Origin of the sequence: Pseudomonas kielensis (assembly GCF_030505375.1) — a bacterium.
In the GTDB taxonomy this organism is placed as follows: domain Bacteria; phylum Pseudomonadota; class Gammaproteobacteria; order Pseudomonadales; family Pseudomonadaceae; genus Aquipseudomonas; species Aquipseudomonas kielensis.
On record NZ_CP130043.1, the window covers coordinates 4108850 to 4128270 of the forward strand.

Annotated in this window: 19 protein-coding genes; 2 read left to right on the forward strand and 17 right to left on the reverse strand. The window is 62.1% G+C overall.

Translation table 11 applies throughout. The annotated features are described in order from the left end of the window. Positions 1 to 30 precede the first annotated feature (30 nt). The 8 genes from Q1W70_RS19265 to ccoG all read right to left on the reverse strand — a co-directional run bounded on the left by Q1W70_RS19265 (position 31) and on the right by ccoG (position 8474). Positions 31 to 579 (reverse strand): adenine phosphoribosyltransferase, encoded by a 549-nt coding sequence (locus Q1W70_RS19265; RefSeq protein ID WP_166590104.1) that lies wholly within the window; start codon positions 577 to 579, stop codon positions 31 to 33. Between the two features lie 78 nt (positions 580 to 657). Next, positions 658 to 1392, reverse strand: coding sequence for a fumarate/nitrate reduction transcriptional regulator Fnr (gene fnr / locus Q1W70_RS19270; protein WP_095165381.1), 735 nt, complete (start codon positions 1390 to 1392; stop codon positions 658 to 660). Positions 1393 to 1502: 110 nt separating this feature from the next. After that, positions 1503 to 2885: an oxygen-independent coproporphyrinogen III oxidase gene (gene hemN, locus Q1W70_RS19275; protein ID WP_302097763.1), complete on the reverse strand. Its 1383-nt coding sequence runs from the start codon at positions 2883 to 2885 to the stop codon at positions 1503 to 1505. 98 nt (positions 2886 to 2983) lie between these two features. After that, positions 2984 to 3667, reverse strand: a complete 684-nt coding sequence (locus Q1W70_RS19280) for a sulfite exporter TauE/SafE family protein (RefSeq protein ID WP_166590106.1) — start codon at positions 3665 to 3667, stop codon at positions 2984 to 2986. Next, positions 3660 to 3887 (reverse strand): cbb3-type cytochrome oxidase assembly protein CcoS, encoded by a 228-nt coding sequence (gene ccoS, locus Q1W70_RS19285; protein ID WP_095165375.1) that lies wholly within the window; start codon positions 3885 to 3887, stop codon positions 3660 to 3662. The genes Q1W70_RS19280 and ccoS overlap by 8 nt, the downstream gene beginning before the upstream one ends. A gap of 22 nt (positions 3888 to 3909) precedes the next feature. Then, a complete protein-coding gene (locus Q1W70_RS19290; protein ID WP_302097764.1) occupies positions 3910 to 6360 on the reverse strand; it encodes a heavy metal translocating P-type ATPase in 2451 nt (816 codons plus the stop codon). A gap of 147 nt (positions 6361 to 6507) precedes the next feature. Next, complete coding sequence (locus Q1W70_RS19295) at positions 6508 to 7047, reverse strand: FixH family protein (protein ID WP_166590108.1); 540 nt, start codon at positions 7045 to 7047, stop codon at positions 6508 to 6510. 11 nt (positions 7048 to 7058) lie between these two features. Next, positions 7059 to 8474, reverse strand: a complete 1416-nt coding sequence (ccoG, locus tag Q1W70_RS19300) for a cytochrome c oxidase accessory protein CcoG (protein WP_166590109.1) — start codon at positions 8472 to 8474, stop codon at positions 7059 to 7061. A gap of 455 nt (positions 8475 to 8929) precedes the next feature. On the opposite strand from ccoG, the gene Q1W70_RS19305 reads away from it, so the two are divergent. Beyond that, positions 8930 to 9865, forward strand: coding sequence for a metallophosphoesterase family protein (locus Q1W70_RS19305; protein WP_232534553.1), 936 nt, complete (start codon positions 8930 to 8932; stop codon positions 9863 to 9865). 78 nt (positions 9866 to 9943) lie between these two features. Here Q1W70_RS19305 and ccoP (Q1W70_RS19310) read toward each other — a convergent pair whose 3' ends face one another. The 8 genes from ccoP (Q1W70_RS19310) to ccoN (Q1W70_RS19345) all read right to left on the reverse strand — a co-directional run bounded on the left by ccoP (Q1W70_RS19310) (position 9944) and on the right by ccoN (Q1W70_RS19345) (position 16853). Next, positions 9944 to 10921, reverse strand: a complete 978-nt coding sequence (gene ccoP, locus Q1W70_RS19310) for a cytochrome-c oxidase, cbb3-type subunit III (RefSeq protein ID WP_166590111.1) — start codon at positions 10919 to 10921, stop codon at positions 9944 to 9946. Next, the gene (locus Q1W70_RS19315; protein ID WP_003175465.1) at positions 10918 to 11103 is read right to left on the reverse strand and encodes a CcoQ/FixQ family Cbb3-type cytochrome c oxidase assembly chaperone; all 186 of its coding nucleotides are present in this window, start codon (positions 11101 to 11103) and stop codon (positions 10918 to 10920) included. Before Q1W70_RS19315 ends, ccoP (Q1W70_RS19310) begins: the two co-directional genes overlap by 4 nt. Before the next feature lie 5 nt (positions 11104 to 11108). Next, entirely contained in the window at positions 11109 to 11717 is a 609-nt protein-coding gene (ccoO, locus tag Q1W70_RS19320; protein WP_009042961.1) for a cytochrome-c oxidase, cbb3-type subunit II, read from the reverse strand. Beyond that, positions 11717 to 13159: a cytochrome-c oxidase, cbb3-type subunit I gene (ccoN, locus tag Q1W70_RS19325; RefSeq protein ID WP_095165365.1), complete on the reverse strand. Its 1443-nt coding sequence runs from the start codon at positions 13157 to 13159 to the stop codon at positions 11717 to 11719. Before ccoN (Q1W70_RS19325) ends, ccoO (Q1W70_RS19320) begins: the two co-directional genes overlap by 1 nt. A 481-nt stretch (positions 13160 to 13640) precedes the next feature. Beyond that, on the reverse strand, positions 13641 to 14594 hold the full coding sequence (gene ccoP / locus Q1W70_RS19330; protein ID WP_166590112.1) for a cytochrome-c oxidase, cbb3-type subunit III: 954 nt from the start codon (positions 14592 to 14594) through the stop codon (positions 13641 to 13643). Then, a complete protein-coding gene (locus tag Q1W70_RS19335) occupies positions 14591 to 14806 on the reverse strand; it encodes a cbb3-type cytochrome oxidase subunit 3 (RefSeq protein WP_095165361.1) in 216 nt (71 codons plus the stop codon). The genes ccoP (Q1W70_RS19330) and Q1W70_RS19335 overlap by 4 nt, the downstream gene beginning before the upstream one ends. 3 nt (positions 14807 to 14809) lie before the next feature. Next, positions 14810 to 15418 carry a cytochrome-c oxidase, cbb3-type subunit II gene (gene ccoO / locus Q1W70_RS19340; protein WP_095165359.1) on the reverse strand — a complete coding sequence of 203 codons (609 nt, stop codon included), beginning with the start codon at positions 15416 to 15418 and terminating at the stop codon, positions 14810 to 14812. A gap of 10 nt (positions 15419 to 15428) precedes the next feature. Then, complete coding sequence (gene ccoN / locus Q1W70_RS19345) at positions 15429 to 16853, reverse strand: cytochrome-c oxidase, cbb3-type subunit I (RefSeq protein ID WP_166590113.1); 1425 nt, start codon at positions 16851 to 16853, stop codon at positions 15429 to 15431. 98 nt (positions 16854 to 16951) lie between these two features. Between ccoN (Q1W70_RS19345) and Q1W70_RS19350 the strand changes: the two genes are divergently transcribed. Continuing rightward, a complete protein-coding gene (locus Q1W70_RS19350) occupies positions 16952 to 17629 on the forward strand; it encodes an alpha/beta family hydrolase (protein ID WP_302097772.1) in 678 nt (225 codons plus the stop codon). 93 nt (positions 17630 to 17722) lie between these two features. Here Q1W70_RS19350 and Q1W70_RS19355 read toward each other — a convergent pair whose 3' ends face one another. After that, positions 17723 to 19288, reverse strand: coding sequence for a methyl-accepting chemotaxis protein (locus Q1W70_RS19355; protein WP_166590115.1), 1566 nt, complete (start codon positions 19286 to 19288; stop codon positions 17723 to 17725). Positions 19289 to 19421 lie beyond the last annotated feature (133 nt).

Consider the following 19421-nt stretch of genomic DNA (forward strand, 5'->3'; position numbering starts at 1 on the left):
TGCTCGCGATAGCGTCAGCACCGACACCGCCTACTGTTCGGACAAGGCAAACTGCGTCAGGCAGAACGTCGGGATGCCCATGTCTTCCAGGCGCTGGGAGCCGCCCAGTTCTGGCAGGTCGATGATCGCCGCCGCTTCGAAAATCTTCGCTCCCATGCGCCGGGCCAGGTTGGCCGCGGCAATCAGGGTGCCGCCAGTGGCGATCAGGTCATCGAACATCAGCACCGAGTCGCCTTCGCACAGGCTGTCGGCGTGGACTTCGAGGAAGGCTTCGCCGTACTCGGTCTGGTAACCCTCGGCCAGCACGTCGGCCGGCAGCTTGCCTTGCTTGCGAAACAGCACCAGGGGTTTGTTCAGTTGATAGGCCAGCACCGAGCCGATCAGGAAACCACGGGCATCCATCGCGCCGATGTGGGTGAAGTCGGCTTCGACATAACGATGGGCAAAGCTGTCCATCACCAGGCGCAGGGCCTTGGGTGACTGGAACAACGGGGTGATGTCGCGAAAGATCACGCCAGGCTTGGGAAAGTCGATCACGGGGCGGATCAGGGATTTGATGTCGAAGGCGTCGATGAGCATCGTCGAGAGGTCCTGGCAGGCTGCAAATGCAGCAGTATAACGGCGGCCGAGCAGCTGCGCTCGACCGACCGTGCCGGGTCAGCCTTCGACGGAGCCGCCCGCCAGCGCGCACAGCTGGATCGGGTCGAGGATGTGCACTTCCTTGCCCTCGGCGGCGATCAACTGGTTCTGCTGAAAGCGGGTGAACACCCGGGACACGGTTTCCACCGCCAGACCCAGGTAGTTGCCGATTTCGTTGCGCGACATGCTCAGGCGGAACTGGTTGGCCGAGAACCCGCGTGCGCGGAAACGCGCCGAGAGGTTGACCAGGAAGGTGGCAATCCGCTCGTCCGCGGTCTTCTTCGACAGCAACAGCATCATTTGCTGGTCGTCGCGAATTTCGCGGCTCATCACCCGCATCAACTGACGGCGTAACTGCGGCAGTTGCAGGGCCAGTTCATCGAGACGCTCGAAAGGGATTTCGCACACCGAAGTGGTTTCCAGCGCCTGGGCGGACACCGGGTGGGATTCGGTGTCCATGCCCGACAGGCCGACCAGTTCACTCGGCAAGTGGAAGCCGGTGATCTGCTCTTCACCGCCGTCGCTGAGGCTGAAGGTCTTCAGGGCACCGGAACGCACGGCAAAGACCGAATCGAATCGGTCGCCCTGACGGAACAGGAACTCGCCTTTTTTCAGCGGGCGGCCCCGTTTCACGATGTCGTCCAGCGCATCCATGTCTTCCAGATTCAGCGATAGCGGAAGGCAGAGGGGGGCCAGGCTGCAATCCTTGCAGTGAGCCTGGCTGTGAGCGCGCAGTTTAACTGGCTCGGACATTTCTTAGATCCTTGTGGGAAAAAACACACATAAGACGTAAGGGTACCCCACGGGAGGACCTGGAGACCAGACTGCGGCAACTTAGCGCAGGTTATTTGTCCGTAACGTCGTCAAATGACGCGTGAAAAGCGCTGGCGGTTCTGCTGTTCCAGGTAGACGTCGAACACCATGCAGACCGAACGCACCAGCAGGCGCCCGGCCGGCAGCACCAGGATTTTTTCGCTATCGAGCTCAATCAGGCCGTCGCTCGCCATGGCCTGCAATTGCGGCCAGAGCTCACCAAAGTAACCACGAAAGTCGAGGTTGAACTGCTGCTCGATGGTGGCGAACTGCAGATGGAAATTGCAGATCAGCTGTTGGATCACCGCCCGCCGGATTCGGTCATCCTGAGTGCAGACCAGGCCACGGCTGGTGCCCAGTTGGGAGCTGGCGAGGGCATTCTGGTACTCGCTCAGATCGCTGCTGTTCTGGCAATACAGGTCGCCGATCTGGCTGATGGCCGAGACCCCCAGGCCAATCAGGTCGCAATGGCCGTGAGTGGTGTAGCCCTGGAAGTTGCGCTGCAGGGTGGCTTCTTCCTGGGCGATGGCCAGTTCATCGTCGGGCAGGGCGAAGTGGTCCATGCCGATGTAGCGATAACCGGCGGCGGTCAATTGCTCGATGGTGCGCTGCAGCATCTGCAGTTTTTCTGCCGGGGCGGGCAGGTCGCTGCTGTTGATCCGGCGCTGCGGCATGAAGCGCTCGGGCAAGTGGGCGTAGTTGAACACCGAGAGCCGGTCCGGCTGCAGGCTGATGACTTCCTCGACGGTGCGGGCGAAGTTTTCCGCGGTCTGCTTGGGCAGGCCGTAGATCAGGTCGATGTTGATCGAACGGAATTGCAGGGTGCGCGCCGCATCGATCACCGCCCGGGTCTCTTCCAGGCTCTGCAGGCGATTGACCGCCCGTTGCACCGCCGGGTCCAGGTCCTGCAGGCCGATGCTGACCCGGTTGAACCCCAGCTCGCGCAGCAGGCCCATGGTCGACCAGTCGGCCTCGCGTGGGTCGATCTCGATCCCGTAGTCGCCGGAATCATCGTCCAGCAGGTTGAAGTGCTTGCGCAGTTGCGCCATCAACTGGCGCAGTTCGTCGTGGCTGAGGAAGGTCGGGGTGCCGCCACCGAAGTGCAGTTGCTCGACTTTCTGCTGTGGGTCCAGGTGGCAGGCCACCAGCTGGATTTCCTGCTCCAGGCGTTGCAGGTACGGCAGCGCGCGACCACGGTCCTTGGTGATGACCTTGTTGCAGGCGCAGTAGTAGCAGATGTTCGCGCAGAACGGCACATGCACGTACAGCGACAATGGCCGCTGGGCCTTGCGGCTCTCGCGCAGGGCGTGGAACAGGTCGAAGGAGCCAACCTGGCTGTGGAATTGCACCGCGGTCGGGTAGGAGGTGTAGCGAGGTCCCGCCAGGTCGTAACGGCGGATCAGATCTGTGTCCCAACGAATGGCGTCGAGCATGCGGGCATTCCCCGGATAGGCTAGCAATGTCAGCGAGTCTAGGGGGTTGCCCATGTGGGCATGTTGACTTGCATCAACGGGCGCAGCAGGCGCCTTGTTCAGTGCCCCATTAGCCAGTGCTGATGCGGCCCCGGCAGGGTCCAGATGCCAAACAGGATCACCAGCAGGCCACCGGTCATGCGCACGCTGCGCTTGCGCAACAGGGCGGTGACCCGCTCGGCCGCCAGCCCGGTGGCCAACAGCACCGGCCAGGTGCCGAGGCCAAAGGCGAGCATCAGCAGCGCGCTGTCCAGCGCATTGCCCTGGCTGGCGGACCATAGCAGGGTGCTGTACACCAGCCCACACGGCAGCCAGCCCCACAGGGCGCCCAGCAGCAAGGCGCGCGGCAGGCTTGATACCGGCAGCAAACGGCTGGCCACTGGCTGGATATGGCGCCACAGGCCTCGTCCCAGGCCTTCGATGCGGGTCAGGCCGCTCCACCAGCCCGCGAGGTACAGGCCCATGGCAATCAGCAGCAGGCCGGCGAGGATGCGCATGAACATCGCCGCCGGACTATTGGCCACGGCCCACCCCGCCAGGCCGATCAGCAGGCCGGCGGTGGCGTAGCTGAGAATCCGCCCGAGGTTGTACGCCAGCAGCAGGCGAAAACGCCGACTGCGTTGTTCCTTGGGGATCGCCAGGGTCAGCGCCCCCATCAGCCCGCCACACATGCCCAGGCAGTGGCCGCCACCGAGCAGCCCGAGGATCAGTGCCGAAACCAGCAGGGGGGCCAACTCAAGCATGGGGAGGGGTCTTGTCGGTCGGCTTGGCCGGATCCGTCGGGTGGCCGTCGGCTTCGTTGATCGCCGCCTGGTGGTTCGGATCCTGGTCGTCGAACAGGATGCTGTGGGCCGGGCCGTCGAGGTCGTCGTACTGACCGCTGTCGACCGCCCAGAAGAAGATGTAGATAGCGATGGCGACGATCAGCAGTGCCGCCGGGATCATCACGTAGAGAGCTGGCATCGGGACTCCATGCGCGCGAGGCTCAGGCCGGCAGCGCGCGGGTGTGTGGCGGGGTGCTTGCGGGCGCGCTCGGCAGGCGAGTCAGGCGCAGGGCATTGAGCACCACGGTCAATGAACTGATGGACATGCCGACCGCAGCCCACACCGGAGTGATCCAGCCGAGGGCCGCGAAGGGCAACATGAGGCCATTGTACAGCCCAGCCCACAGCAGGTTCTCGATGATTACCCGGCGGGTCCGGCGGGCCAGGCTGAAGGCTTGCACCAGGGCGTCCAGGCGGTTGGACAGCAACACCGCATCGGCACTGGTTTTTGCCAGGTCAGTGGCCGAGCCCATGGCCACGCTGATGTTGGCGGCAGCCAGCACCGGTACATCATTGACTCCGTCGCCGAGCATCAACACCTTGTGGCCTTGCTCCTGCAATTGCTTGAGCACCTGCAGCTTGTCGTCCGGGCGCAGGCCGCCCCGGGCTTCATCGATGCCCAGTTCGGCGGCCACGCTGGCGACCATCGGCGAACTGTCGCCAGACAGCAGCAGCGTACGCCAGCCCCGGGCCTTGCAGGCGGCGAGCAGGGCGGGTGCGTCACTGCGCAGGCGGTCATCGAGGACCAGCCAGGCCAGCGCGCCATGGGCATCGCCCAGTAGCAGCCACTGCCCGGCTTCTTCAGGCATGGCCGGCACGGCACAACCGCTCAGTGCACAGACGAAAGCCGGCTGGCCGATGCGCAGGCGCTGCTCGCCGACTCGCCCCTCGAGGCCCAGGCCCGGGCTGCTGAGGACTTCTTCGGCGGCCAGTGGCGCGCGGCCGAATGCGCGGGCAATCGGGTGTTCGGAACGGTTTTCCAGGGCGGCGGCAAGCGCCAGGCACTGGTCGCTGTCGAGACTGGCCAGGGGGCGGATCGCGCGCAAGGCCAGGCGTCCCTCGGTGAGGGTGCCGGTCTTGTCGAAAATCACCGTGTCGATCTGGTTCAGGCCCTCCAGCACATGGCCGCGGGTCAGCAACAGGCCGAGCTTGTGCAGGGTGCCGGTGGCGGCAGTCAGGGCGGTGGGCGTGGCCAGCGACAACGCGCACGGGCAGGTGGCCACCAGCATCGCCAGGACGATCCAGAACGCCCGGGACGGGTCCAGTTGCCACCAGAGCAGGCCGATCGCCACGGCGGCCACCAGTGACAACAGGAGGAACCACTGCGCGGCTTTGTCGGCGATCTCCGCCAGCCGTGGTTTTTCCGCCTGGGCCCGCTCCAGCAGGCGAACGATGGCTGACAGGCGCGTGTCCTGGCCCAGGGCCAGGACTTCGACGGTCAGCGCGCCCTCGACATTCAGGGTGCCTGCGGTGACCGCATCGCCACGGGTCCGGGCCTGGGGCAGGTATTCGCCGGTCAGCAGCGACTCATCGACGCTCGACTGGCCGTCGAGAATCCGCCCGTCGGCCGGCAGGATCGCGCCGGGATGCACCAGTACCCGGTCGCCCAGGCGCAATTCGCTCAGCAGGATCCGCTCGCTCTGGCCATCGCTACTCAGGCGCAGGCAGGAAGCCGGCAACAGGTTCACCAGTTGCGCGGTGGCCGCCGCTGTACGCTCCCGGGCCCGGCGTTCCAGGTAGCGCCCGGCCAGCAGGAACAGGGCGAACATGCCGACCGCGTCGAAATACAGTTCGCCAGTGCCGGTGATCGAGGTCCAGATGCCCGCCAGGTAGGCGCCGCCAATGGCCAGCGAGACCGATACGTCCATGGTCAGGTGGCGGGTGCGCAGGTCGCGCATCGCCCCTTTGAAGAACGGCGCGCAGCTGTAGAACACAATCGGCGTGGTCAGGAACAGCGCGACCCAGCGCAGGATGGTGTGCAGTTCGGGGCTCAGGTCGATGTTGAATTCCGGCCAGGTGGCCATGGTCGCCATCATCGCCTGGAACCACAGCAGGCCGGCCACACCCAGTTGGCGCAGGGCCAGGCGGTTTTCGCTGGCCAGTTGCTCGCTGGCACGGTCGGCCTGGTAGGGGTGGGCGGCGTAGCCGATGTGGCGCAGTTCGCTGAGCAACTGACTCAGCGGCAACTGGCTATCGACCCAGCGCACGTGCAGGCGATGGTTCGACAGGTTCAGCCGCGCCTCGGCCACGGCGGGCAGGCCACGCAGGTGCTTCTCGATCAGCCAGCCACAGGCCGCGCAACTGATGCCTTCCATCAGCAAGGTGGTCTCGGCCAGGTCGCCGTCGTGGCGGACGAAGGGTTTTTGCACGTCGGCACGGTCATACAGCGCCAACTCGTCCACTAGCTGCACCGGCAAGGCTTCGGGGTTGGCCGAGGCTTCGCTGCGGTGGCTGTAGTAATGCTCCAGGCCGCCGGCGACGATCGCTTCGGCCACCGCCTGGCACCCCGGGCAGCAGAGCTCGCGGGTTTCGCCGAGAATCACGGCGGTAAACCGGCTGCCGGGCGGGACGGGCAGGGCGCAGTGGTAGCAGGGGGTTGGGATGGTGGTCATGGAGTAATCACTAGTACCGCTGGATCGCTATCGTCGGATAGGGCCTCTTCGCGGGCAAGCCCGCTCCCACAGGGATCGTTGGTGGGCTGCCCGACCGCGGATCAACTGTGGGAGCGGGCTTGCCCGCGAATGCGCGAAGCGCAGTGTTTAGTTCTTCAGGTCTTCCGCGCCTTGCAGCGGTTCGTCACCCAGCAGCATGTCCTTGTCGTGGCTGACTTGTTCTTCCTCGAACATGCGCCAGATGTGATCGTCCTGGCTGCCCAGCAACTCCACGAACCGGCGGCCTTCGACCTTGTCGGTCAACTGGCCAATGTAGCGGCCTTGTTCGGTTTCGCTGCGGGTCAGGGTGATCTTGCGGTCTTTCTCTGGCTGGGTCGGCGAGATCAGGTTCAGCTCCAGTGTCTTGGGCTGGCTGTTGCCGGTCAGGTGCAGGTCGACTTCGCCGGTGACCCCGTCCAGGTGCACGCTGGCGCGCAGCAGCAGGGTCTGGGCCAGCAGTTCGCGGTCCAGGGAGCGGTTGATGCCTTTGCCGGCCTCGTAGTAATTGTCATTGACCAGGTTGTCCGGGTTGTTCACCGCGATGGTCACCATCGACAGGGTCAGCGTCACCGAACAGGCCAGGATCGCGATGATGATCCAGGGCCAGAGGTGCTTGTACCAAGGGCTGGTGGCATTTGCTGCAGGCATGATGACTTCTCTCAACGAATTTGTGGGCCGATGAATCGGCTCTTGGCTTCAACGTGGACGCTGTCGTCGTCGGCATCCTTGAGGATGAACTTCACCTCGTTGGTGCTCGACGGCAGTTGTTCCGGTGCACTCGATAACTCGACCGGCATGCTGACAATCTCCCCTGCGGCGACCTTGATCTCACGCTTGCCTTGCAGCTTGAGGTCCGGCAGGCCGGCGGCTTCCAGCAGGTAAGTATGGTCGCGCTGGTCCTTGTTCATGACTTTGAGGCTGTAGACGTTCTCGATCCGCCCTTCGGCGTTCTCGCGGTACAGCACGCGGTCCTTGCTGACGTCGAAACCCACCAGTGGGCGCATGAAGAACGCGGTCACCAGGAGGCTGATCATCGCCAGCAGCACCAGCGCATAGCCGATCAGGCGCGGCCGCAGTTTATGGGTTTTCTGCCCGGACAGGTTGTGCTCGGTGGTGTAGCTGATCAGGCCGCGGGGGTAGTCCATCTTGTCCATGATGCTGTCGCAGGCGTCGATGCACGCCGCACAGCCGATGCACTCGATCTGCAGGCCGTCGCGGATGTCGATGCCGGTCGGGCACACCTGTACGCACATGGTGCAGTCGATGCAGTCACCCAGGCCCTGAGCCTTGTAGTCCACGCCTTTCTTGCGCGGGCCACGGGCTTCGCCACGGCGCGGGTCGTAGGAAACAATCAGCGTGTCCTTGTCGAACATCACACTCTGGAAGCGTGCGTACGGGCACATGTAAATGCACACCTGCTCGCGCAGCCAGCCAGCGTTGCCGTAGGTGGCGAGGGTGAAGAAGCCGACCCAGAAGTACGACCAGCCATCGGCCTGGCCGGTGAAAAAGTCGATGACCAGCTCGCGAATCGGCGAGAAATAGCCGACGAAGGTCATGCCAGTGACGAAGCCGATCAGCAGCCACAGGCTGTGTTTGCTGAACTTGCGCAGGAGCTTGTTGGCGCTCATCGGCGCCTTGTCCAGCTTGATGCGTTGGTTGCGGTCGCCTTCGGTGACCTTCTCGCACCACATGAAGATCCAGGTCCAGACGCTCTGCGGGCAGGTATAGCCGCACCAGATACGTCCGGCGTACACGGTAATGAAGAACAGGCCGAAGGCGGCAATGATCAGCAGGCCCGAGAGCAGGATGAAGTCCTGCGGCCAGAAGGTGGCGCCGAAAATGAAGAACTTACGCTCCGGCAGGTTCCACCACACCGCCTGGTGGCCGCCCCAGTTCAGCCACACCGTACCGAAATACAGCAGGAACAGGCCGGCACCCCCCATCATCCGCAGATTGCGGAACAGGCCGGTGAAGGCGCGGGTGTAGATTTTTTCTCGTGAGGCGTAAAGGTCGACGCTGTTGTTCGCGTTCTTGGCAGGCGGAGTAACGTCGTGTACCGGAATCTGATTGCTCATCATTGCATCCCACGGCAGTGGAAAAATGCCTCGGTCAGTACATGCCGACCGCGGTCAAAAAGGCTGTTGCAGTGGCGCAATGATACGCCTGAAGCTCTAGCGCAAGGGTGCGACCTTTGGTCGCGTTGGGAAAAGAGGGTGGATGGTGTAGCAAATGTAACAAATCATGATGCAGGTCAATTGACTTGTTCAGTATGGACGATTTTCCCCTCCCGATCCTCGTGCCTGGCCAGTAGCGTTGCCATCAGCGTTGAAACATCGGCACTTGATTAAGTGCAGCCGGGGGTTTGTTTCATTTTCCCAAGGGGCAGTAAGTTGGTGGCGAGCCAGGATCGACCTGGCTCACTCACCTTAGCCCTTTATGAAAATGGAATTTTATGAAGCTCATTAATTGTTACAAGTTAGCCGCCGTGCTCGGGCTCTTCTGTTGGGCGCCCGGCGCATTCAGTGCGCAGGTGACTGAATCACCTAGGCACCTGGTCTTTACCTCCGACCCCCAGTATCCCTGGACCGAAAGCTCCGATGACGGCTCGCCTGAATCAGACTCACAGCGCGACAGCCGCTCGAAATGGTTGATCGATAGCCAATACGCCGACATTGCCGATTTCCGCAGGAACTTTGGGGGTGCCCAGCGGGTGCCGGTGATGATCAATGGCGATCTCACCGCCTTTGGTCATGGCTGGCAACGCTCGGCACTGATGCCCATCCTTGACGCGAGGCTGGAGGGACTCTACGACTACGGGCTGGGCAATCACGACTACGAAAACAACGTGGACGATTGTTTTCTCAACAGCTGTGCGGCCGACAGTATCGAGGCGTTCAAGCAGCGTTACTGGGGCAAGGTCGACAGCCTGGACTTCGGCGTGCGGGTCGCGGGGCGCACCGAGATCTATTACGGCAGCCTGGCGTATTCACGCAATCTGGGTGATGTGCACTTGGTGCAGTTGCACAACGAGCCGACCTATTCGGCGAACTTCAGCTCCGGAGTGCCCCTCATAAGCCCCAAGGCGTTCGAAATCAACGATGCGCTGGACTGGCTCGAAGGCGACCTGAAGAAGGCTCGGGAGCAGGGTCGAATCATTATTCTCAACCTGCACAAGCCGCGGGGATGGGCCGGCAGCGAACAGCAGATTACCCGGTTCAGAACCATGATCGAGACCTACAAGGTCACGGCGGTGTTTGCCGGGCACTATCACGACTACTCGGGGCGGTACTGGAATGCGACCGGTGAGTTCGGTCGGGTGCCGGTGTTTCTCAGTGGTTCGGCTTCACAGCAGAGCTACCTGATCGCCAGTTTTGCGGCGGATCGCCAATCGCTGACGATTCATCGCGTCAAAGGCAACAACTGGCCCAGTCGTCAGGTCGAGTCGGTGATAGACGTGCGGTATTGAGGGGCGGCGGCCCCCACAAAACAAACGGCCCCGTCAGGTGACTGACGGGGCCGTTTGTTGTTGCATCAAGCGTTTGCCTTACTCGGCGTCCGCTGCCTTCTCGCTGTGCGACAGGCTGTAGACGTAAGCGGCCAGCAGGTGAACCTTGTCGTTACCCTGCATTTGCTCTTGCGCAGGCATCTGGCCCTGACGGCCGTAACGGATGGTCTGCTGCAGTTGAGCGAAGCTCGAACCGTAGATGAACGCGCCCGGGTGAGTCAGGTCAGGTGCGCCCATGGCTGGCGTGCCTTTGCCCGCAGGGCCGTGACAGGCCACGCAGTTGGCGGCGAACAGCTTCTGGCCGGCAACCGGGTCGGCTTTGCTGCCTTCTGGCAGTTTGCGGCCATCGAGGTTGGTCAGGACATAGGCAGCCACGTCGCTGACACCTTGTTCACCGATCACTTCAGCCCAGGCTGGCATCACGGCGTGACGACCGCCCAGGATGGTGGCCTTGATTTCCGCTGGCGAACCGCCCCAGCGCCAGTCGGCGTCGGTCAGGTTCGGGAAGCCATAAGCGCCCTTGGCGTCGGAGCCGTGGCAAACCGAGCAGTTGGAGGCGAACAGGCGGCCACCCATCTTCAGGGCTTGTGGGTCCTTGGCGACTTCTTCGATCGGCATGGCAGCAAACTTGGCGAAGATCGGACCGAACTTGGCGTCCGACTTGGCCATTTCCTTTTCCCACTCGTGAACGCCGGTCCAGCCGGACTGGCCGTTGGCGAACGGGGTCTGCTTCTCGTTATCGAGGTAGCTGTAACCCGGCAGCAGGCCTTTCCAGTTGCCCAGGCCCGGGTACAGAACCAGGTAGCCGAGGGCGAAGACGATGGTGCCGACGAACAGCATGAACCACCATTTCGGCAGCGGGTTGTCGTACTCCTCGATCCCGTCGAAGGAGTGGCCAACCGTCTCATCTGTCTGTTCGCTGCGCTGGCCCTTGCGGGTCGACAGCAGCAGCCAGGTCAGGGCGAAGATGGTACCCAGACTGAGGACTGTGACGTACAGACTCCAGAACGTAGTCATTCTTTGTTACTCCTAGAAGCTTGCTCGACGTGCTTGATGGCTTCGGGATCATCCGCGAAAGGCAGCAAGGTCGCGTCTTCAAACTCGGATTTGCGCTTGGGGCTGAACACCCACAAGGCCAGACCGATAAAGGCAACCATCACGACAACGGTGCCCAGGCCACGAATCATCCCGATATCCATCTAAATCACCGTTTGCTTTTGATGATGGTGCCCAGGCCTTGCAGATAGGCCACCAGCGCGTCCATTTCGGTTTTGCCCTTCACAGCATCCTTGGCGCCGGCGATGTCTTCGTCGGTGTAAGGGACGCCGAGCGTGCGCAAGACTTCCATTTTCTTCGCGGTGTCTTTGCCGTCGAGCTTGTTTTCCACGAGGAACGGGTAGGCCGGCATTTTCGACTCAGGCACTACGTTGCGCGGGTTGTACAAGTGCGCACGCTGCCAGTCATCGGAGTAACGACCGCCGACTCGGGCCAGGTCCGGACCGGTACGTTTGGAGCCCCACAGGAATGGGTGGTCCCAGACGCTTTCACCGGCTACCGAGTAGTGGCCATAACGTTCGGTTTCAGCGCGGAACGGACGGATCATCTGCGAGTGGCAGCCGACACAACCGTTGGCGATGTAGACGTCGCGGCCTTCCAGTTCAAGGGCGGTACGTGGCTTCATGCCTTCGACCGGCTTGTTGGTGACATCCTGGAAAAACAGCGGGACGATCTGGGTCAGGCCGCCGATGCTGACGGCGATGACCATGAAGAAGGCCAGCAGGCCAATATTCTTCTCGACTGCTTCATGCTTCATCAGTGAGCTCCAACTACAGCAATCTGTTCGGCGGCTTTGGCTTCTGCCGGGTTCGAGGCACGTACGGTACGGAATACGTTGTAGGCCATGAACAGCATGCCGCTAGCGAAGAATGCACCGCCCAGGGCGCGAACGATAAAGCCCGGGTGGCTGGCTTGCAGCGCTTCAACGAACGAGTAGGTCAGGGTGCCGTCGTCGTTGATTGCACGCCACATCAGACCCTGGGTGATGCCGTTGACCCACATCGAAGCGATGTAGAGCACGGTACCGATGGTCGCGAGCCAGAAGTGCGTGTTGATCAGGCCGGTGCTGTGCATCTGCGCACGACCGAACAGTTTCGGGATCATGTGGTAGATCGCGCCGATCGAGATCATCGCTACCCAGCCCAAGGCACCGGCGTGTACGTGGCCGATGGTCCAGTCGGTGTAGTGCGACAGCGAGTTGACGGTCTTGATGGCCATCATCGGGCCTTCGAAGGTCGACATGCCGTAGAACGCCAGGGACACCACCAGGAAGCGCAGGATCGGGTCGGTGCGCAGCTTATGCCAGGCGCCCGACAGGGTCATCATGCCGTTGATCATGCCGCCCCAGCTCGGGGCCAGCAGGATGATCGACATCGCCATGCCCAGGGACTGAGCCCAGTCCGGCAGTGCGGTGTAGTGCAGGTGGTGCGGGCCTGCCCAGATGTACAGGGTGATCAGGGCCCAGAAGTGCACGATCGACAGGCGATACGAGTAGATCGGACGCTCGGCCTGTTTCGGCACGAAGTAGTACATCATCCCCAGGAAGCCGGTGGTCAGGAAGAAACCTACCGCGTTGTGGCCGTACCACCACTGGATCATGGCATCGGTCGCACCGGCATAGGCCGAGTAGGACTTGAAGAAGCTGACCGGCAGGGAGGCGTGGTTGACGATGTGCAGCATCGCCGTCACGACGATGAAGGCACCGTAGAACCAGTTACCGACGTAGATGTGCTTGGTCTTACGCTTGGTGATGGTGCCGAAGAACACCAGACCGTAGGTAACCCAGACGATAGCCAGCAGGATAGCCAGAGGCCATTCCAGTTCCGCGTATTCCTTGGTGGTGGTGTAACCCAGCGGCAAGGTAACAATCGCGCCGACGATCACCGCTTGCCAACCCCAGAAGGTGAAGGCCGCGAGGCTGTCGGAAATCAGTCGCGTTTGGCAGGTTCGCTGCACGACGTAATAAGAAGTGGCAAACAATGCACAACCACCGAAGGCAAAGATCACCAGGTTGGTGTGCAGTGGGCGCAGGCGTCCAAAGCTCGTCCATGGCAGACCGAAGTTCAACTCCGGCCAGACCAGTTGCGAGGCGATGAAGACACCGAGCCCCATGCCAAGGATCCCCCAGACCACCGTCATGATGGCGAACTGGCGGACTACCTTATAGTTATAAGCAGTCGGACTGATTGCTGTGCTCATTCTAAGGTTCCACGGTTTGGGTGTTTTATTAGGGATAAAAATCGGCCGCAAGTATGGAGAAAGCGGGGGGTCATTGCAACGCGCCATGACCTGCGTCAATGCTTTCAAAAGCTGATTCTGCGGCCTTTCCATGCGCCGCGTAGGGACAAATTTGCCCAGGGGGAAAATGTCCCGGCAGAGGAAAGAGGCGAGGGGGTCGGGTCAGTTGTAACTGGGTGTGTTCAAACGAGGCGTGCAGGTGACAGACGGCAACTTGGACGACAGCCGGTATCTACCGGCCTTTGCGGCCTTTCATCGAACCGAAACGTCGAACCCATCCTCAACGGTTGACCTGTGACCAGCCTTTGCCAGTCCGCTTGGCAGCAAGCTTAGACCCGAATCTGCCGGACGCAAAGGCAGACCTTTTGAGGGTGCGACAATGCGTCGCAAAGAGGGAGGGAGCTGTCGCACCAGGAAGGTGCGACAGTAATGCGGTTGCGAGTTATTCGCTTTTGCTATCGGCCTGCAGCGGCTGGGCGCTGGTGCCGTGGGAGAGGCTGTAGACGTACGCCGCCAGCAATTGCACTTTGTCATTGCCGAGCAGTTCGTTCTGCGCCGGCATGTGGCCCTGGCGACCATGGCGAATGGTCTGTTGCAACTGGGCCAGGCTGGTGCCGTAGATGAACCCCGCCGGGTGCGTCAGGTTTGGCGCGCCCATCAGCTCCATGCCCTGGCCATTGGCGCCGTGACAGGCTACGCACGTGGTGCTGTACGCTTGCTGTCCAGCGGCCAGGTCGGCACCGCTGTCCGCTGGCAATGGCAGGCCGGCGAGTTCGTGGCGCACATAGGCCGCGACGTTTTTCACCCCGGCATCCCCCAGGACTTCACCCCAGGCCGGCATCGCTGCCATCCGCCCACCCATGATGGTGGTCTTGATCGCTTGCGCGCTGCCGCCCCAGCGCCAGTCGCTGTCCGCCAGGTTGGGGAAGCCGAAGGCACCCTTGGCATCCGAGCCGTGGCACACCGAGCAGTTGGAGGCGAACAGGCGTCCGCCCATCTTCAGTGCTTGTGGGTCCTTGGCCACTTCTTCCACGGGCATGGCTGCAAATTTGGCGAAGATCGGCCCAAACTTGGCATCGGCCTTGGCCATTTCCTTGTCCCATTCCTTGGTCTGGGTCCAACCGTCCTGATAGCCCGGCAGGACGCCTTTCCAGTTGCCCAGGCCCGGGTAGAGGATCAGGTAGCCCACGGCAAACACCAGTGTCCCGGCGAACAGCAGGAACCACCACTGGGGCAGCGGGTTGTCATATTCCTCGATGCCGTCGAAGGCATGGCCCATGGTCTGGTCGACACTGCCCTTGGTCTCACCCTTGCGGGTGCCGACCAGCAGCCAGGTCAGGCCGATCAGGCTGCCGATGGTCAGTACGCAGATCCACGTACTCCAGAAGGTGGTCATGGCCGGGTACTCCTTGTTGCAGGTTCTTGAGTGCTGGCGTCTTCGGCCAGGGGTTCATCGGCAAACGGCAGCAGGCGGGCTTCGGCGAATTGCGCGCTGCGCTTGCTGTTGAACACCCACAGGGTCAGGCCGATAAAGGCCACGAACACCACGACGGTGCCCAGGCCGCGGATCATTCCAGTGCTGATTACGCTCAATATTTCATAGGGCATGGCTCACCTCTTGCTCTTGATCGCAGTGCCGAGCACTTGCAGGTAGGAGACCAGGGCGTCCATCTCGGTCTTGCCCTTGAGCGTGGCGACTGACCCGGCGATGTCCTCGTCGGTGTAGGGCACGCCCAGGGTGCGCATGACCTTGAGCTTGGTTTCGGTGTTGCTGCTGTCCACGGCCTGGGTGACCAGCCATGGATAGGCCGGCATTTTCGATTCCGGTACCACGTTGCGCGGGTTGTACAGGTGGGCACGGTGCCAGTCATCGGAGTAGCGACCGCCGACTCGGGCCAGGTCCGGGCCGGTACGCTTGGAGCCCCACAGGAACGGGTGGTCCCAGACGCTTTCTCCGGCTACCGAGTAGTGGCCGTAACGTTCGGTCTCGGCGCGGAACGGCCGGATCATCTGCGAGTGGCACTGCACGCAGCCTTCGCGGATGTAGATGTCGCGGCCTTCCAGTTGCAGCGCGGTGTAGGGCTTCATGCCTTCGACCGGCTTGTTGGTGACGTCCTGGAAGAACAGCGGGACGATCTGCGTCAGACCGCCGATGCTCACCGCAAAGACCATCAGCAACAGCAGCAGGCCGACGTTTTTTTCAATCGTTTCGTGTTTCATGGTGGACTCCTCAGGCCATCTGCGCCGCGGCGGCGACTTCGGCTGGTTGGGCCTCACGCACGGTGCGCCAGGTGTTGTAGGCCATCAGGAACATGCCGCTCAGGAAGATCGCCCCGCCGACCAGGCGTACGACGAAGCCTGGGTGGCTGGCCACCAGGGTTTCCACGAAGGAGTAGGTCAGGGTCCCGTCTTCGTTGACGGCGCGCCACATCAGGCCCTGGGCGATGCCGTTGACCCACATCGAGGCGATGTAGAGCACGGTGCCGATGGTGGCGAGCCAGAAGTGCGCGTTGATCAGACCGACGCTGTGCATCTGCTCGCGGCCGAAGATTTTCGGGATCATGTGGTACAGCGCGCCGATGGAGATCATCGCTACCCAGCCGAGTGCGCCGGCGTGTACGTGGCCGATGGTCCAGTCGGTGTAGTGGGAGAGGGCGTTGACCGTCTTGATGGCCATCATCGGCCCTTCGAAGGTCGACATGCCGTAGAACGCCAGGGACACCACCAGGAAGCGCAGGATCGGGTCGCTGCGCAACTTATGCCAGGCCCCCGAGAGGGTCATCATGCCGTTGATCATGCCGCCCCAGCTCGGCGCCAGCAGAATCAGTGACATCACCATGCCCAGCGACTGAGCCCAGTCCGGCAGCGCGGTGTAGTGCAAGTGGTGCGGGCCAGCCCAGATGTACAGGGTGATCAGGGCCCAGAAGTGCACGATCGACAGGCGATAGGAGTACACCGGGCGCTCGGCCTGTTTCGGCACGAAGTAGTACATCATCCCGAGGAAGCCAGCGGTGAGGAAGAAGCCTACGGCGTTATGGCCGTACCACCACTGGACCATGGCATCGGTCGCACCGGCATACACCGAGTAGGACTTGGTTAGGCTGACCGGCAGTTCCAGGTTGTTGACGATGTGCAGGATGGCCACGGTGATGATGAATGCACCGAAGAACCAGTTGCCGACGTAGATGTGCTTGGTCTTGCGCTTCATCAGCGTGCCGAAGAACACGATGGCGTAGGCGACCCAGACGATGGTGATCAGGATGTCGATCGGCCATTCCAGTTCGGCGTATTCCTTGGAGCTGGTGTAGCCCAGCGGCAGGGTGATGGCTGCCAGCAGGATCACCAGTTGCCAGCCCCAGAAGGTGAACGCGGCGATTTTTGGCGCGAACAATTGCGTCTGGCAAGTGCGCTGGACCGAGTAGAACGAGGCGGCAAACAGCGCGCAGCCACCAAAGGCGAAGATCACCGCGTTGGTGTGCAACGGGCGCAGGCGACCGAAGCTGGTCCACGGCAAATTGAAGTTCAGTTCAGGCCAGACCAATTGAGCCGCGAGAAAAACCCCGAGGCCCATGCCGACGATGCCCCAGACCACCGTCATAATGGCGAATTGGCGGACCACCTTGTAGTTATAGGCGGTACTTATAGAAGTGTTCATGGTTCCCCATCCACGGTTCAGCCGAAGTGAAGGCGTCTGCGCAAGGCACGAACGCTCCCTTCGCCTGGAGTTATAGGCAGATTAAAAGCGAGGCAAGCATGGACAAAGAGCACAAGGCCAGTATTGACGGGGATCAATGGGCGCGGTGTGTGCGTGAACAGGGATGGCTGTGGAATGGTGCCTCGACGCCGGCCGTGGCGACCCTGATTCTTGCCCATGGCGCGGGTGCGCCGATGGACAGCGCCTGGATGAGTGACATGGCTGCACGCCTTGCTGCCCGCGGGGTCAATGTGTTGCGCTTCGAGTTTCCCTACATGGCCCAGCGACGCCTGGACGGCGGTCGGCGCCCCCCCAATCCGGCGCCGAAGCTGCTCGAGTGCTGGCGAGAGGTGTATAGCCTGGTGCGACGTCATGTCGCTGGGCGCCTGGCCATTGGCGGCAAGTCCATGGGCGGGCGGATGGCCAGTTTGCTGGCGGACGAGTTGGGTGCGGATGCGTTGGTGTGCCTGGGGTATCCGTTTTACCCAGTGGGTAAGCCGGAGAAGCCGCGAGTGGAGCATTTGGCTGGATTAACAACCCGAACCTTGATTGTCCAGGGTGAGCGGGATGGGTTGGGCAATCGGGATACGGTGGAGGGTTATGACTTGGCGCCTTGCATCGAGCTGATGTGGCTGGTGGCAGCGGATCATGACTTGAAGCCGCTGAAGGCTTCTGGGGTTAGTCATGAGCAGCATTTGGCGGCGGCTGCGCAGGGGATTGCGGAGTTTTTGCGGTAGTTGGGTGGATCAAGATCAAGAGCTGTAGGCGAGCTAACGCTCGCTGTAGGAGCAACTGTCTTAACCTCGATCCCCCGTAGCGATCAATCGCAATCAGCGGTTGAAGCGCTCCACCAGCGAATACTGGGTATTCGCGGTCCGGGTCAGCTCTTCGCTGAGGAGTGCCGAGTTCTGCGCCTGTTCCGAGGTCTGGTCGGCCAGATGGGAAATGTTGCTGATGTTGCGGCTGATTTCTTCGGCCACGGCGCTCTGCTCCTCGGTGGCGGCGGCGATCTGAGTGGTCATGTCGGTGATGTTGGCCACCGCCTCGCTGATGCCCACCAGGGCCTGATCTGCTTCCAGGACCCGTGCCACGCCTTCTTCTGCCTGGCGATGGCCGGCTTCCATGGTTTGCACGGCGGTGCTGGCGGTTTGCTGGAGCTTGGCGATCAGGCTGTGGATTTGCCCGGTCGACTCGCTGGTGCGTTGCGCCAGTTGCCGGACTTCGTCGGCCACCACTGCAAAACCCCGGCCCATCTCGCCGGCGCGGGCCGCTTCAATGGCGGCGTTGAGGGCCAGCAGGTTGGTCTGGTCGGCAATGCCTTTGATCACATCGACCACACCGCCGATTTCGTCGCTGTCCTTGGCCAGTTGGGTCACGGTCAGGCCGGTTTCCCCGACCACCACCGACAGGCGCTGGATGGCGTCGCGGGTTTCCCCGGCGATATCGCGGCCGCGTCCGGTCAGGCGGTTGGCCTCCTGGGTCGCGTCTGCGGTGCGCTGGACGTGGCTGGCCACTTCCTGGGTGGTGGCGGCCATCTGGTTGACGGCGGTGGCCACCTGCTCGGTTTCCACGCGCTGACGCTCCAGGCCCGTGGAGCTGTTGTGGGCCAGTTGGTCAGACTGGCGCGCCTGCTCGGTCAGGTGCTCGGCAGTGTCCTGAAGGCGGGTCAGGCAGGTTTTCAAGCGGGCTTCCTGGCTGAGGATCGACATCTCCAGGCGCGCCTGGGCGCCACGGCTGTCGGTGTACATCTGGGCGATCAGCGGGTCGGAGGTGGTCTGCTCGGCGAGGCGCAACAGACGTTTGAGGCCGCGTTGTTGCCAGCTCAACCCGAGCAGGCCCAGGGGCACCGAAAGGCCGGCAGCGAGGGCAAAGCCCCATTGCGAGTTGAGGGTGGCGCCGATCATGAAGCTCAGTTGGCTGACCAGAATGAACGGCAGCCAGTCCTGCAGCACCGGCAGCCATTTGTCACGCTGGGGAACGGCGGACTTGCCCTGGTTGATGCGCTGGTACAGGGTCTCGGCGCGGCGGATCTGCTCGGCGGTGGGCTTGACCCGCACCGACTCGTAGCCGATCACCTGGTTGCCTTCGAACACCGGGGTCACGTAGGCGTTGACCCAGTAGTGGTCACCGTTCTGGCAGCGATTCTTGACAATGCCCATCCATGGCAGGCCTTGTTTTAATGTGCCCCACATATGCGCGAAGACCGCCGACGGGACGTCGGGGTGACGGACCACATTGTGCGGCGCACGGATCAGCTCTTCACGGGAGAACCCACTGATTTCGACGAAAGCGTCGTTGCAGTAGTTGATCACGCCTTTGGCATCGGTGGTGGAAATCAACCGTTGCTGTGCCGGGAAGGTCCGTTCGCGTTGAGTGATGGGCTGGTTATTACGCATGGCTTTTTCAATCCGCAAGGCTTTGACAGGGTTTCGGCCAGTCCGGTGAATTATTGAAATTATTTTTCAGGAAGTCGGCGCTGCGTCGCAAAACGACCGATGCGTCATTAGCGGAGTGGGCCTACAGCACTCA